Below are 13,924 nucleotides of genomic sequence, written 5' to 3'. Positions count from 1 at the left end.
GAAAGCCAGGTTGACCTGACCTCCCCTGTGATATTGCCTGGTGTCGGCGGGATGTAAGCCAGTGCAAAATGTCGACGAGACAAGCACTTGCGATACTCAATAACCCGTGGCGATCTTATCGGCAGGTGAAACAAAAAGATAATTGGTTGTACAGATCAATGAGATCAGACCGATCGGTTAAAACGATCAATTCATTACTCACTGAAGGGGTATATCTGGGAAGGGGGATTAAGCGGCGAGAGGGTAATGTTCAGATATTGAGTGATCCAGCCAGCACTGTGTATCCAGTCAGACTCCAGGATATCCGTGATGAACTGCCACGTACCGGGACAATAGTGGTTAGCCAGCAGCAGCATCACCCTGACCAGGAAGCTGTAAGGTTGGTTATCGGTATTACAGCAATACTCCGTTATCTGCCGCATACCACGGGTCAGAATAAAGGCATCCCCAGCCTGCTGACGGGCGCGACATCCGTTGAAGGAAATGACGCCCAGTCCAATCAAACTGTCGTCGAAACGCAGCGGCGTATTACCTGAATGTTCACAGATAGTCAGACAAGAATGCCCGGTAGTCTGCGACTCCATCCGTATCTGCCGCTGAGCTTGTGTCGCAGCACGACATAAATCGAGCCACACCTCCGGTTCGGCTTCCTGCAGTTGTTGGATATGATAAACGCCAGAGCTGGCAACAATATTGTCGATCATGATCTTTCCTCCTTCGCTTGAAGAAATATGCCAGTAGCTCGTCGGGCACGCAGAATATCAACACTGTTCAGATAGGGTTGTTCCCATGAGAAACCGCTGCGGTCTGTTCGTATCAACGCATAGCGCTCAACCTGAAAATTCACCGCATCCGCAAGCGATATCCCCGCATCGATATGCTCCTGGATGACCCGACTTTCACAAAACGGGGTATCGTTTAACGTCAGGCCATAATGTTGCTGGAACAGATAAGTCAGCAAGGTTTGCCAGGCTATTACCGGTGGCACTGGGTTAAGTTCTGAATTCATCTTTTCCTTTCCTTATAGCCAGCCACGTTCGGCGAAAGATATGGATTCACCGTGTCCGATGACGACATGATCCAGCACCCTGATATCCACCAGAGATAGTGCTGCGATCAAGCGCTCTGTCACCGCCCGGTCCGCATTACTGGGTTCAGCCATGCCAGACGGATGGTTGTGTGCCAGTATCACTGCAGCCGCATTATGAGAAAGTGCGGCCTTAATAATTTCTCGCGGATAAACCGAAGTGGCATTGATGGTGCCCTGTGAGCTGATTTCACTGGTGATAAGCCGGTGCTGGTTATCCAGATACAGCACCATAAATACCTCACGTTCGAGCTGCTCCAGTTGCAAACGCAGATACTGCAACGTCTCCGCGCTTGAATTGAAACCAAGGGGCTTCTGCTTCATCTGTTTTTCAAGCAGGGTCAGCGCCATCTGGATCACGCGCTGGTGGGTTTGATATTGCATGGCTAACTCCAATAAATGAAAAGCCGCTATCCCGTGAGATGGCGGCTTGTTGGGATAAAAGGGTTTTTAAAAAACGGCATAAGACTGACGCCCCTACATGCAGGGGCGTCAGTCATGTTGTTATGCGGTATTTATTTACTTCGGTGAGACATATACTATGGTAAACAATCCGTAAGGAGGGAAACCTTTAGGAAGGGAGGTTTTATGATGGCTATTAATACGAAGTATTAATATTCCCTTTAGGGTTTTCAATGATTCAACAAAGCAGATATTCAATCTGCTTTATACCCTTAATTAAAGTCCTGTATGACAATTAGACTTAGCTATCTCAGGCAAGACCTTATCTGCATCCTTCAGAGTAAATTTCCCTGTCAGCATACCCGCAGAACTGATGGTGACCTGTTGACCTTCTCTCAGGCGTTTCCAGAAGAGTTTGAGTTGTGCAGCACCGAGGGGAGAGGCTGAGTCATTGATAGTCATCAGGTTGTCTCTGTCAACGACACCGTACAACTTACCGCCTGGGTCTAGGGTACTTAACTGACGGCCTGCTGCATCGGTGTATTGAACAAACATATTATCTTCAGTGGTGCAGGAGATATAGAGCCGGGAATTGCCGGTACCCGTAATAACATACTGATCTGTACCTTGCTCATATGACGTAGTCCAGTGATCGCGACTACCAAAAGCAAATGCTGAGGCTGAAGTTGCACATATAACGGCAGCGATAATTAAACGCTTCATATTTGGTTCCTTATTTTTTATTTAAATTAAAAAGCAAGTTGCGTACAAATTGAAAGTGAGGAAGAGACATAATAAAATCCACTTCCATTGTTAGTTCCGTGATTGTAGGTTTCTTAACGAAACGCTTTCTACTTAATGTGACATCGGTAATGTGGAATAATAAGAAAACCTGAATGGTGAGGTTATATTCCCCAACGAGATACCAATATCCTTCGTAATAAATAAGTCGGTAAGGCGCAAGCTGATGGTACTGAACCCCCTGTACATTCAGACTAATTATGACACTGTCCATAATGGCTTGAGTGATCCGATAAAAACCGCCAAAGAGCGTGGGCATATTTTTAGGCGGTGCATGGTAGACTACATAAGGTGACCCCTCATTTTTATTCAACAAGATAGACAATAGCTTGCTGTCCAATCCAGGGAAAAACTGCGCCATGTGCGTCACTCTGGCAAAGTGAATAATGTCACCGTCCGTTCGGTGCCCAGGCAGAGACTGCGCCAGTCGGTAAATACCTTCCCGATGTTCAATATCGAGATAGATTAACCGCTGATTAAAATCCCTCCTCAGTGTGCGCGTAGAGACATTAAACTCTTTTGCTAAAACACTAATGGAAAGCGACTCTCCCATTAATAACCGACTGATAATCAGAGTCAGTCGGACAGCCAAACTGTCGTGGGACACGCTGTCTTCAGACATAAGCATCGTTCCTTGGTTGCTCAATAGAGGCGTCATGCCGGGAGATAAAGCGCCTTCTGCCGCATGTAAGCGATAAGCAAACAGGCGGGAATGGTGACCCGATAAGCAGGTCCAGCTAAATCGGTGGCTAGCCAGAGTGAGCTCAACGCCCATCCGACCGGCCCCGCTAACACGCTAATAGAGCGGGTTAGCAGCACGTAGGTACCAAACTGCAACCCTCGCCCCAGCAGTGCTTTCGCTACAGTGCTTACAATAACGACTGTCATTTTGTAAGCGGCAAAGCCTGATGCCCTGATGGCTGTCTGTATTGCCATCAGGATAAGTTCAGGCGTCGGATTAGTGAGTTCAATCTCCATGCCGCTGGCAAACTCTTTCAGTTCATCAGGTGACATATCAGACAAGCTTTTCTCCAGAACTTTTAGCAGCATATTGAGTTCGATATTTTCCGTGCTGGCATTTTTGCTGTAGTTCACCTTCATTTTATCGCAGGCATCGCACAGGACTTCGCGGTACGCCACGCCTTTACCCCGACGCAGTACACTGGCAAGGCTGTTCGCACCGAAGGTCTGTACCTCCGCCACAATGCCCTGCCAGTACTGCTGGTGGTTGGGGTAATAGCGCTTGTAGTCATCCGAACCGGTTAAGGTTTCTGACCAACGCAGCGAGCCATCTTTCGGGTCGTGCGTCATCAAGGAAACCAGAAGTTCCAGGTCATCGTTATGACACTGTGCGAGAAAAAACAAATCAGGATCTGCGCGATAAATCGCCATTACGTTCTCCATGTTGCCAGATAGTTAGCCCGAGTAACGTAACGAAGCGGGTGGACAGGTGATGTCCGCCGGTCGATTTATTTTTTTGAAAAAATGCCAAAAAGGAGGCGTTATGAGGAGAGTTGCAACATCTGCTCGGCCATCACCCATAACGCACGGTTGAGCTTAATATCGCCATCGATACCCTTTACCGCTCGCGTATGTGCCCGCTTACCTTTTGCGGAAATCCCTGTCAAACCACCTTTTATCAGGTTTTCCTGTACACGCTGGTAGGTCGTCCATAGGTCATCCTGCCTGTCTTCCCAGCGGCGGGCGGTCAGGAGCTGAGACTCGGTGACAGGATGGTGTTCTTCGCCGTAGCGATAGTTCAGAGCCGCATGAGCAAAGGCCTGACGGGCCGGTGCGGACAGATTCAGGCACTGCATGGCTTCGCGTTGCTCTTCAACGCGTTGAAACACGTTCAAAACTTCATACGCTCCCTCTATCACCCGGCCAACAACGTCACCTTTATGTGGCACGCGCACTTCACCAAAGGTATCTCCACAAATCAGTCCGTTGGCGCAAACTGCACGAAACAGCCCTGGCAGCATTTGGTAACTGCTCGAGCCGTCATGGCTGTTGAGCAAAATGATTTCCGGCACCTGCTGACCAGTGATCTGGCCTTCCCGACGGAGCCTGAGTAGATGCTTGGTATGTTCGCGTTTGTCCGGGTCACGAACACGAGTCTGGCAGGCATAAAAAGGCTGAAAACCTTCACACTGCAGATTTTCCAGCAGGGATATGGTCGGAATGCAGGTATACCTTTCGCTGCGGGACTCATGTTTGCTATCACTGAAGACGCTGGGCACATACTGTGCCAGTTCATCATGGGTTAACGGGCGGTCACGGCGAACGGAATTCACCCGCCCAAAGCGGGATGCGAGACGTGTCATGGTTTATCCTTGTATGAGTTTTAGAGGATGGGGTGTTATTCAGAGAGGAAAACTTCGCAAGCTAGTGCACCTGATGAACGAACCAGCACCCAGTCCATGCCACCACTCATTATGCCCGCGACCAAAGGAAGCAGACGGGCAACGGAGCCAGCAGCAACGCCAGTTGTGATCCGCGTCATCAATGTCGTGACCGCCTTTTCAGTCACAGTCTCCAGCGCTGCCGACGAAAGCTGTCTCAAAAGATGAAGACCAGCGTTATGCAGCAACTCTTTTGCTACGCTGCCACCAAGGCATAGATAAATAAGATGACGTGTGCGGATATCATCCGGTGAATGACCACCAAGGATGGCGATAGCAGCAATCATGCGGAACTGAATAAAGAGCAGACCTGTCAGGCCGACGGGCAGCGACACGGGTAAGGCCACCACACCACCCAGACCGGTAATGAATCCACTGGTTGCGGCTTTGCTAGATTCCCAAATGACCAGGTTTTCTGCAGCATGTTGGGTATCGGTAAACACGGTCAGATAGTGGTGTGCCAGTACTTTTGCGGAATCAGTGCCTAACCCACCTTTAATCGCCTGGAGGTATAAGCTATCGAGCCAACTGAAAAGGGTACTAAATGGAATGTCATCATCATGCATAAATCACCTTGTCACGAATAAAAAAGCCACGGTGATCTACCGTGGCTGGGTTCGAGAAGGTGATATAGGTTTATAGTTTTTTTATTTAAGTTGGGAAAGACCGTAGCTATGTATTTTTTGCAACTTACCCGTTTTTCCAGATTGCACAGGAAGAGCAATTGATGGAATGAGATTAAGTGCATAATTTTCTCGAGAAACCACATCGAGGTATTTTTGAAATTGCGTAGCATCACTTGGATCTGCTGCGAATTTATATTGACTATGAATCGATGACATTATTGTGGAGTTATAATCACAGGCAATAATATCGGCAGGGCCGTTTTTGTGCCCCGTAAGGCTCCTTGATTGAATTGAGATTGTTTTACCCGCATGTACTTCTGAATTGCCAAAATCATGGCTAATGGAAAAATAAATACCTTCCCCCTTTGCACGTGAGCATTCCAACCAAAGCTGGATAATATCATTCGGAAGCCTGGCATTAAACCCTCGCTCCTTTACATAAAAGTTAACATGTAAGTAAGGTAATCCATTAGGCATTCTCATCCACATCCAAAAATAACCACAAATTTTATTTTGCACCACTCTGTTTCTTGAGCGGTTAAGAAAATTCTTTAGTATTCCACTAAGACTCAAAGCCGTATTTGTGATGTAACTGGGTGTTATTGAAGATGTAATGAACGTATCATTTCCTTTTAATGAAAAAGAGTATCTAAGTGCCGTGATGGTTTTGTGCTTTGCTTTTAATTTTAAAAAATGTAATAACAAGGAGTTATAAATATTTTCTTTTTGCTCAATAAGTGGCCATAAAATACCCCGCAAGCGAGTAATTTCTTTTAGGTAGTCATCATGATTTTTATCGGTGGAAAACTCATCTAATAACAATAATCCCGTTTTGATTTCTGATAAGGCATCATGCATTTCAAGAATATCTTTATTATAAAAATAAAGATTATATTTTGTTTTCAAAACTGATATTTTATCAAGACATTTATTTATATTTACTAAATTAGATGACATTGACTTGTCTGTTGTAATAAACTCAAAGTCATTTTTATATAATTTTATTTTCATATAAACCGTACAAATTAGATGTAAGTTGTTGTACAAAGTACCCACCGGCCGCCAGAAAATCAAGTGATTTATGGTCAAGGCGTGAACATTCCCTTACCCTCACCAAAACACGACCCCATCATTGCTTACAGTACCGTATTAATAGAAGTGCCTATAACTTTATTGCTATAAATGATGCCTCATATGGCCAGGGAATAACGATAGCGTAGTTATCTGCTAGAACTCCGCTCATGATTAAACAGTGCTCATCGGCCTGCTTCAATTTTATATGTGGCATCGACTAATGTACGTAATATTTCACATGATAGCCCTATTTATTGAGTTCAGTAGAATATCATCAATACAAGATCACCTTACTGCCAAGTATTTCTGAAACGCATTCTCATGAGTAATCCTTCTTGGTGGTCAGGCTAGCGGTGCATTCCTTATAATGGATATGGATAACGGGCTCAATGAACTTTTCAGTAAGCACGTCAAGACTATCATACTTGTGTAAAAGCAATATGTTATTACTGTTAAAGTAATTATAACGCGACCCTGAACCCATGGTTAAACTGATAACTTCAGAGTAAATAAATGTAATAAAACGCTTTAAATCATCAGAATTCATATGCACTTTCAATCGTTAAATTGTCTGATTTGTAATATACACTCAATGCAATACACTCAGCATCTTTTTTCAGTTAGCCACCAACCATGTAAATACAAAAGCACTGCGATGGATTGTAACGAGAGCCTTTGGTTTCCCTATATGTGTGAGTTGATTTTTACTTCCTGCGAATATCGTGTGAAATGAGTGACGCAAATACATTCAGAGATTAACGTCACACCACAAAAAGACATCAAGCGTATTCCCCATACACTGCTGCAGCATCCGCTATTGGGTATGCTTGACTCATCTTAAATGAGCTATTTTAATGAGCAACACACATGAATTATAACGCCACCAACGATAGTCACCCCCCTTACAATCAAACCTATCTCTCCAAACTTACGGACGTTACGCATCTAGCACTAGAAAGACATCGCCGAACCATGGCCGTTACTCTAATACTACGCCTGCCAGAATACCGTGATATTGGCGATACGCTGCAATGTTTACCTAATATTGAGCAGGGCCTGATGTCTCGCTTCATTGAGTCGCTTAAAGCAAAAATACAGGCACTCAAAACAAGGAAAGAGAAGCAGGGCCTGCGAGTTCACTCATCAAGTCTCCATTACGCATGGGTACGAGAACTAAGCCAAGATAGCAAACCGCATTACCATGCAGTTCTGTTCGTCAATAACGATACGTTTGCAAGCCTGGGACACTTTACCCGTGAAGGCGATAACCTCGGCTCGCTGATCCAGGAAGCATGGTGCAGTGCCTTGGCAATGCAATCTGCATCTGAATACCACACACTCGTCCATTTCCCTCAAAACCCATTGTATTACCTAAACATAAACGCATCAGACTTCGAGAAAGTGCATAACAGCCTAATGTGTCGACTCAGATACTTTGCCAAAGAAAGAAGTAAAGTCTACAGCAGAGTCGAACGTTCATTCGGCTGCAGTCAACGACGTTAAAAAGGGATAGGACTGAGAACAGATAGTAAAGCCGCTATTGGCGGCTTTTGATTTAGAAATTGTCGCGGTTGAAGCCTGAGCCATCAGTGCAGCGGATAAACGTTTCCATGCTGTTTTTCATCACAAGGCGCTTTTCGTAGAGCATTTTGGCAAAGTTCGCCACAGGAATGTAACCCTCTAGGCTTCGGGTTACATTTTCATATTCAGGCATCAAACGGTGATAACTGATATGGGCGTTTCCGATTTTGTACGCTGAGAAAATCGCCAGTTGGTCGAACTCAGAAAGGCTGTTGAGGAACTCCTGGGCCATCGCTTCATTAGTAATGCTAGGTAGGGCAGCCTTCAGTCGGGTAATGAGAAGATCAATATGCATTGCTGGATTTCCATGTCGTTTACTGTGTGAGCATGTCATGGTGGCGCAGCTTGGTATTTCAACTCACCAGAATGGCAAAAAAAACGACAAACTTCTCATTTTGAATGTCTTTGAATGCACATTGTTAATTTTTATAACCCTCTCTGACTCCCCCAGCAGCGATTAGCTAAGCATCTAAGTTAACACCAGCAGGTTTTACAGCAGGCCTGTGTATCAAATGTAAATTTTTACCCGGATGGACATTATATGTAGAGATGCCGGTTACTACACATTGCGTTCCCGCATGCTCTTCACTACAGCCCACCGAAGAGGAAAAACATCATGACTACCACGACTGAACTGTTCGATGATCCGATGATTAGCATGGCTGCGATTACCACCTACACCGGCATGACCGACAAATGGCTTTATAAACTCATCCAGCAAGATAAATTCCCTAAGCCCATCAAACTGGGCCGCAGCTCCCGCTGGCTAAAAAGCGAAGTAGAACAATGGGTACAGCAGTGCATTTCCCAGTCCCGCTCGTAAGCACGAGACCCTTCAGCTTCCCTTCCTGAGTTAATCCCGCCGACTGCAGCCGCACTGATATCTGCCCATACAGGGACGGACTTCGCACGTCTGCAAGTTGGCGCACCGGAGTAGAAACATGCACGCAAAATCATTTATTGCCTTCAACAGCAATGGGCAGCTTATGGCTGCAACAAAGGCGCAATTAGCCCCTAACGACCAATACCGTTGCCATCTGTGTAGGGCTCTCATGAAACTCCACACGCCAGAGAACGGAAAGAATCCTTGGTTTGAACACATCCAACAAACGACACGGACGACATTAGTTCACAAACTCCATGACTGCCCCTACCTCACTGCCGATGCAGAAGAGATGGCCCGAGTCAGCGCTTTACGCCGCTTCGTTCCAGAAGCACAGCCCGTGGTCCAGAAAGGCGACTGGTACTGCACAAAATGCAGAAGTGACTACCATGCAGAGAAATACTGTACGCATTGCCAGACAGGCATCTACAGCATTGAAACTGCCTCCGCCACTTGAAATGAGTTATCTGTATTTCAGTAGCTCTCACTGCGCTGGCCTGACGCAAATTCATTACTCAGGCCATCAAAAGCTCAAGTCACCCAACTCCTCTTTCAGCAAAAAAATAAAGAGAAATCACGATGCCTAATGCTCATGCAATTACGGCTTTAAAGAAGTGCTATCAACACATACTTGATAGCTATCGCGTGGTCGATGCCGTAACGGGACAACCGGTGCAGGCCTTAAGGCCCTATCTCAGGCTTGGGGTGTATCAGTGTGGTTTTACTGAACAGCGACGTCACACCTGTCAGATTATCGCACCGGTTTTCATCGCTCACCTGCTCACTCTTAGACAGACGCAGAAGTCAGATAATCTGGTCTCGCACGATGCAGCGGCTAGACACCAGCGGCCTGAACATTTCATACAGAGCCCGCAATTCTACTTCTCATTGCTGCGAGCAGAATGTCAAAGGCTGGGATGGTCAGAGCTCAGCGATGACTTGCTGGCGCGAAGTTCACATTTTTACGATGAACCCTGGTATCTGGAGAGGTTTGCGCTCGCTTACTTTTACGGCTTGCTGGCGAACGATCCGGAATACCTTGCTCTGCTGGCACCAGTGCAGCATGAGGCTTCTCTTCACACTGTTGAACAAGTAAATCACCGGGTGTTGCTACTGAACGCACACCTGGCGAAAACACCGAATCTGCATAACCTGATTGAGGAATATGTGTTCTTCGCATTTTACAACTTGTGGGGTCAGACCCCGCCTTGAGTGCCCCCTTCCCCACTATCCTGGGTGGCCTGAGCCCTAACACTTCCAATCGTATTGCAATCTTCTTATTCATCGGAAAAACCGCCCAATGACTACCGCCGGGCGCGGCAAGAGGCGCATCTATGCAATTTAAGAAAATAAAGCGTGGCGTTACCCATAATGGCAGGTGGGTCAAAGCAGAGTTATATCCTCTCCCAGCATCGCTGCGTTGTTACTGCGAGGGATGCTTAAACCCCCTGCATTTTCGAATGACGCATGCGGAAGGGCGATTTTTCGAACACGACCTTGAAAATAGCGACATCAACCGTTTAGAAGAATGCCCCTATTTGCTTTTACCCCACAGACCCGCGCCACTCTCCACAGTTGCTCGGGAAACAGCCCTGCAAGAATCCTTTCATTTGGGAAATCCTCAACCTAAGCACTTTATCTGCGTGATGTGTGATTACGAATTCTTCGGACTAAAACACTGTCCCTGCTGCGGTTACACCCTGTACTGCACTGAAGTGAAAAACAGAAATACGCTGACCTTGTCTGAAAAGTTTGCAAAGTAACTCAGGTTCAAACATCCACTCAGAAAAGTGACTGGGATATATCACGCAACCAGTGACTATCATTAGCTGCAGTACATCGATCGATGATAACGATCGATATCAGAATATCGATCTATCAAAACGATTATCTTTTCAACAATCTCTCTGGTTAACGGTGACGTACTGGTGTCCTTTTTTAATGCCACTTCATCTACGCAGAGAGATGAAGTGGCAGATAAAGGCTGTTTTATCTGCGCTAAGCCTCGTTTGACTGCGCGCATCATGATGCCGTCCACAGCATTCCACAGCTGAGTTTGAGCTGTTTTCTGACAGCATCCACTGTGCTGACTTTCAGCCATGAGAGACCAAAGGTTTCGAACAACAAAGTGTAACGGCTGCCTTGCGCCGCCCAGGTAACCGGCAGTGTCTGGCAACCGTGCTGGGGGCAGTTAACGCGGGGTACATCAGCCTCAACCACCGTGGTGAACTGACAGGTATCAAGGTGACGCCATTTACGACGTCGGTGATCATGTATGGGGCAAGATTTTCCACAGTTAGGACAGGTCAGTTGTGTGTGTTCAACAATGCTGACTATCACCGTCACTGAACCAGATTTTTCATCAAGGGAAAGGGATTGAACCTGCCACGGGACTGAAAGGTTAAGGACTAGAGGAACTCTAGTCCATGGCAGGCTCCTCAGTCAGAAAATCAAGACTGCCATCATAATGCCCTTAGCCACAACACAGGGTAAACCCCATAAAATACATCATATATGAAATTTAAATTAACAAATTTAGCTAGAATCTCACTTTTGAATAACAAACTTAGCGGTTGATTTATAAACACATAAAAGTAGCAATGAAACTATCACATCAGAAGCTATTGTGCCGAAACCCTCTCCCGGCACGTTTGCATTGGAAATGTCGTCATGGAAAAAAAACAGAAACACAGGTGCCTTCCCGTAGACGCTTCTTGCAGAAAACCCTGTCATTGCTCCCTCTCGCCGCAGCCGGAGGGAGCAGCATTGTGGCTCTCCCAGCCCCTGCGGCTGAGTCTCAGTCGCAGGGCGTCTCTGCTCATTACGTTCCCATCTATTTTAATAACGATGAATGGCGCTTTATTCTCGCCGCCTGCGATCGTTTGATCCCCTCTGACAGCAATGGTCCCGGCGCCGTCAGCGAAGGCGTACCCGTCTTTATCGACAAACAGATGGAGCTGCCATACGGCTACGGCCACCTGTGGTACATGCATCCGCCATTTGCTAAGGCAGTGCCTGAGCTGGGTTACCAATCCAGCCTTGTCCCGCGCGAAACCTATCGGCAGGGCATCAAAGTCATTAATCAGCACTGTCAGCAGCAGTTTCAGAAGCCGTTTGCGGATCTCAGTCACGAGCAGCAGGATGCGATGCTGCACGACCTTGATGGCGGCAAGCTGACCTTTGATAATTTGTCCGGCAAGCTGTTCTTTGAACAACTTCTGGAAAATACCAAGGAGGGTTACCTCGCCGATCCCATGCACGGCGGTAAGCCTGCTGCTTCCCGCAGAATCTGGCTTATAACCCGACTGGGATCGTGGCGGCAACAACACTGTTTGCGGCCAATGCCATTCGTACGCATTATCTGGCCAATCCCGGTCCGCTGGTTCAGGTTTAACAGGGAAGAGAAAACATGATTAAGCATTCTGGATTGTTAGCTTCTTTACTGTTTGCTGGCCTGGTGTCTGCGTCTGCAATGGCTGCCGACGCGTCGATAAGTAAGGGGCATTACCTGGCTCAGGCTGGTGATTGTACGGCATGCCACACGGCAGCGGGGGACGCTAATTTTGCCGGGGGGCTGAAAATGCTCACGCCGGTGGGTGCTATTTATTCCACTAATATCACGCCTGACAAGCAGACCGGCATTGGGGATTATACCTATATCCTTAACAGTGAAAGCGTAGTCGCTGCGGTAACGTTCATCTCACTTTCTCCGGAACAGGTAGCAGTTTGATTGTTGATGACTGACGTTACCGCTAATTGTTTTTCAGAACTAGGTAGCAAAATGCGCAAGGAGCTATGAAATGAATTCATTAATCACGGGGCGGGTAGGGTCTGCATCTTTGAGACGCGTCATTCCTTGTTTCTCTCTCTTTTTAACACAGCGGCTCGCGTTATTTCGCCACGATTATTGCGTCGTCGGGGTGTAAATAATCCTGAGAGTGCCGCGATATCGTCCTGCCGTTTTAGACGATAAGGTGAAAGACGGCGTAATTAATTCCATCGGTGCCGGAACGCACAGCACGGAGTTTCGCTGTCCCGGCAACACCACGCGGCGCAACACACCTTTATTGGTGCCGCTCCAGATGACCTCGGTGCCGTTCTGCACCACCTGACGAGCCCTGGTCAGCGGATTAATCACTTCAATCGAATAATCCAGACGATCTTGTGCCAGATTTTTATTCCCACCGTTGAGATATAACGAAAACAACCCGGTGGCTCTGGAGGGCGCAGTGGAACCTTCATCCTGAAAGATCAGGCTCACGCGGTTACTGTCCGAGTTATTGCCATCGTACAGACACATATCCAGTGAACGACTGCCGCTCACGGTGGTAGTGGCGCGTGCGCCGGGAAAGATTTTCAACCCGAGATCCACATTCGCCGCCGCATTGCCAAACTCGGGCAGATAGATTTGCTGATTGCCATAATCCGTCACCTTAAACGTCATGCTGGCGATCCAGTCACCTAGCTTGGTCACGTTGGTACAGCCCACATTCACGTTCTGCGAATTCCCGGTACAGGTTGCGGGCCATTGCATCAGCGACATTTTGAGCGTTCCGCTCCAGCTTCCGGCGGAGGGAAATTTACTCAGCTCGGACGAGGGCACATACGCCGAATAATCCGTCCCGTCGCCCCTCGGCGTAACCGCGCCGCCAAAGGCATTCATCGGAACCAGATTGGTTGCCACCACTATATTGTTCAGCGATCTTCGTTTGGTCATATAGACATTGACCTCCAACGTCTGTTTGGTGGTGCTTTCGGTAAATAAAACCGGTACGGGATAAGGCGCAGGGGACGCCTCCAGCCAGACCGGGAACGTCAGGCAGGCGCCGTACTGATTGCTGGTACGTGACTGACAAACCAGTGTGTTTCGCCCCCACTTAGGGGCATCGTTGGTATCGTAACCACCGTTTTCGTTGGTCCAGATGGGCAACTGCGCGGGCACTGACATTCGGTCAAAGGTTATAGCTACACTGGTATTACGCCCTGACGGAGTGAGTGATGCCGCTTGCGCGGCGGCCATCAGACACACCAGCACCAGACCCGTGAGAAATCTACTTTTCATACAAAA

At 47.3% G+C, this 13,924-nt stretch carries 17 protein-coding genes and 2 pseudogenes; 7 read left to right on the top strand and 12 right to left on the bottom strand.

The window, feature by feature from the left end; genetic code table 11:
- Positions 1-194 precede the first annotated feature (194 nt).
- The 9 genes from EAH77_RS06025 to EAH77_RS05985 form a co-directional block, all read right to left on the bottom strand.
- Positions 195-704 carry a hypothetical protein gene (locus tag EAH77_RS06025; protein WP_140470915.1) on the bottom strand — a complete coding sequence of 170 codons (510 nt, stop codon included), beginning with the start codon at positions 702-704 and terminating at the stop codon, positions 195-197.
- Positions 701-1,009: a TA system toxin CbtA family protein gene (locus EAH77_RS06020; RefSeq protein WP_140470914.1), complete on the bottom strand. Its 309-nt coding sequence runs from the start codon at positions 1,007-1,009 to the stop codon at positions 701-703. The genes EAH77_RS06025 and EAH77_RS06020 overlap by 4 nt, the downstream gene beginning before the upstream one ends.
- A 12-nt stretch (positions 1,010-1,021) precedes the next feature.
- The gene (locus EAH77_RS06015; protein ID WP_140470913.1) at positions 1,022-1,471 is read right to left on the bottom strand and encodes a JAB domain-containing protein; all 450 of its coding nucleotides are present in this window, start codon (positions 1,469-1,471) and stop codon (positions 1,022-1,024) included.
- A gap of 294 nt (positions 1,472-1,765) precedes the next feature.
- Positions 1,766-2,212 carry a hypothetical protein gene (locus EAH77_RS06010; protein ID WP_140470912.1) on the bottom strand — a complete coding sequence of 149 codons (447 nt, stop codon included), beginning with the start codon at positions 2,210-2,212 and terminating at the stop codon, positions 1,766-1,768.
- 10 nt (positions 2,213-2,222) lie between these two features.
- A complete protein-coding gene (locus EAH77_RS06005) occupies positions 2,223-2,912 on the bottom strand; it encodes a helix-turn-helix transcriptional regulator (protein WP_161985776.1) in 690 nt (229 codons plus the stop codon).
- Between the two features lie 32 nt (positions 2,913-2,944).
- Positions 2,945-3,682, bottom strand: coding sequence for a DUF3944 domain-containing protein (locus EAH77_RS06000; RefSeq protein WP_140470910.1), 738 nt, complete (start codon positions 3,680-3,682; stop codon positions 2,945-2,947).
- 110 nt (positions 3,683-3,792) lie between these two features.
- Positions 3,793-4,614 (bottom strand): DUF932 domain-containing protein, encoded by an 822-nt coding sequence (locus EAH77_RS05995; RefSeq protein ID WP_140470909.1) that lies wholly within the window; start codon positions 4,612-4,614, stop codon positions 3,793-3,795.
- Positions 4,615-4,649: 35 nt separating this feature from the next.
- Entirely contained in the window at positions 4,650-5,258 is a 609-nt protein-coding gene (locus tag EAH77_RS05990) for an EcsC family protein (RefSeq protein ID WP_140470908.1), read from the bottom strand.
- 81 nt (positions 5,259-5,339) lie between these two features.
- Entirely contained in the window at positions 5,340-6,329 is a 990-nt protein-coding gene (locus tag EAH77_RS05985) for a hypothetical protein (RefSeq protein ID WP_140470907.1), read from the bottom strand.
- A gap of 930 nt (positions 6,330-7,259) precedes the next feature.
- Here EAH77_RS05985 and EAH77_RS05980 point away from each other — a divergent pair.
- Positions 7,260-7,895 (top strand): inovirus Gp2 family protein, encoded by a 636-nt coding sequence (locus EAH77_RS05980; protein WP_140470906.1) that lies wholly within the window; start codon positions 7,260-7,262, stop codon positions 7,893-7,895.
- 52 nt (positions 7,896-7,947) lie between these two features.
- Here EAH77_RS05980 and EAH77_RS05975 read toward each other — a convergent pair whose 3' ends face one another.
- Positions 7,948-8,268, bottom strand: coding sequence for a hypothetical protein (locus tag EAH77_RS05975; protein ID WP_140470905.1), 321 nt, complete (start codon positions 8,266-8,268; stop codon positions 7,948-7,950).
- Between the two features lie 321 nt (positions 8,269-8,589).
- On the opposite strand from EAH77_RS05975, the gene EAH77_RS05970 reads away from it, so the two are divergent.
- The 4 genes from EAH77_RS05970 to EAH77_RS05955 all read left to right on the top strand — a co-directional run bounded on the left by EAH77_RS05970 (position 8,590) and on the right by EAH77_RS05955 (position 10,619).
- Complete coding sequence (locus EAH77_RS05970; protein ID WP_140470904.1) at positions 8,590-8,796, top strand: helix-turn-helix transcriptional regulator; 207 nt, start codon at positions 8,590-8,592, stop codon at positions 8,794-8,796.
- 118 nt (positions 8,797-8,914) lie between these two features.
- Positions 8,915-9,313 (top strand): putative zinc ribbon protein, encoded by a 399-nt coding sequence (locus EAH77_RS05965; RefSeq protein ID WP_140470903.1) that lies wholly within the window; start codon positions 8,915-8,917, stop codon positions 9,311-9,313.
- A gap of 122 nt (positions 9,314-9,435) precedes the next feature.
- Complete coding sequence (locus EAH77_RS05960; protein WP_140470902.1) at positions 9,436-10,068, top strand: hypothetical protein; 633 nt, start codon at positions 9,436-9,438, stop codon at positions 10,066-10,068.
- 122 nt (positions 10,069-10,190) lie between these two features.
- Positions 10,191-10,619: a putative zinc ribbon protein gene (locus EAH77_RS05955; RefSeq protein ID WP_140470901.1), complete on the top strand. Its 429-nt coding sequence runs from the start codon at positions 10,191-10,193 to the stop codon at positions 10,617-10,619.
- Positions 10,620-10,769: 150 nt separating this feature from the next.
- Here the strand turns inward: EAH77_RS05955 and EAH77_RS05950 are convergent.
- Positions 10,770-11,289 (bottom strand): annotated as a pseudogene (locus EAH77_RS05950) (transposase family protein); the annotation flags it as partial.
- 218 nt (positions 11,290-11,507) lie between these two features.
- Between EAH77_RS05950 and EAH77_RS05945 the strand changes: the two are divergent.
- Together EAH77_RS05945 and EAH77_RS05940 are read left to right on the top strand one after the other, a co-directional pair.
- Positions 11,508-12,269 carry a gluconate 2-dehydrogenase subunit 3 family protein gene (locus EAH77_RS05945; protein WP_431306755.1) on the top strand — a complete coding sequence of 254 codons (762 nt, stop codon included), beginning with the start codon at positions 11,508-11,510 and terminating at the stop codon, positions 12,267-12,269.
- Positions 12,270-12,328: 59 nt separating this feature from the next.
- Positions 12,329-12,514: pseudogene (locus EAH77_RS05940) on the top strand (cytochrome c); the annotation flags it as partial.
- A gap of 246 nt (positions 12,515-12,760) precedes the next feature.
- Here EAH77_RS05940 and EAH77_RS05935 read toward each other — a convergent pair.
- The gene (locus EAH77_RS05935; RefSeq protein WP_140470899.1) at positions 12,761-13,918 is read right to left on the bottom strand and encodes a CfaE/CblD family pilus tip adhesin; all 1,158 of its coding nucleotides are present in this window, start codon (positions 13,916-13,918) and stop codon (positions 12,761-12,763) included.
- Between the last annotated feature and the right edge of the window lie 6 nt (positions 13,919-13,924).

The organism is Ewingella americana, from assembly GCF_006438725.1.
In the GTDB taxonomy this organism is placed as follows: Bacteria; Pseudomonadota; Gammaproteobacteria; order Enterobacterales; family Enterobacteriaceae; genus Ewingella; species Ewingella americana_A.
Note: the sequence above shows the minus strand (reverse complement) of the source record. Positions and strands in the feature narration are given on the sequence as shown.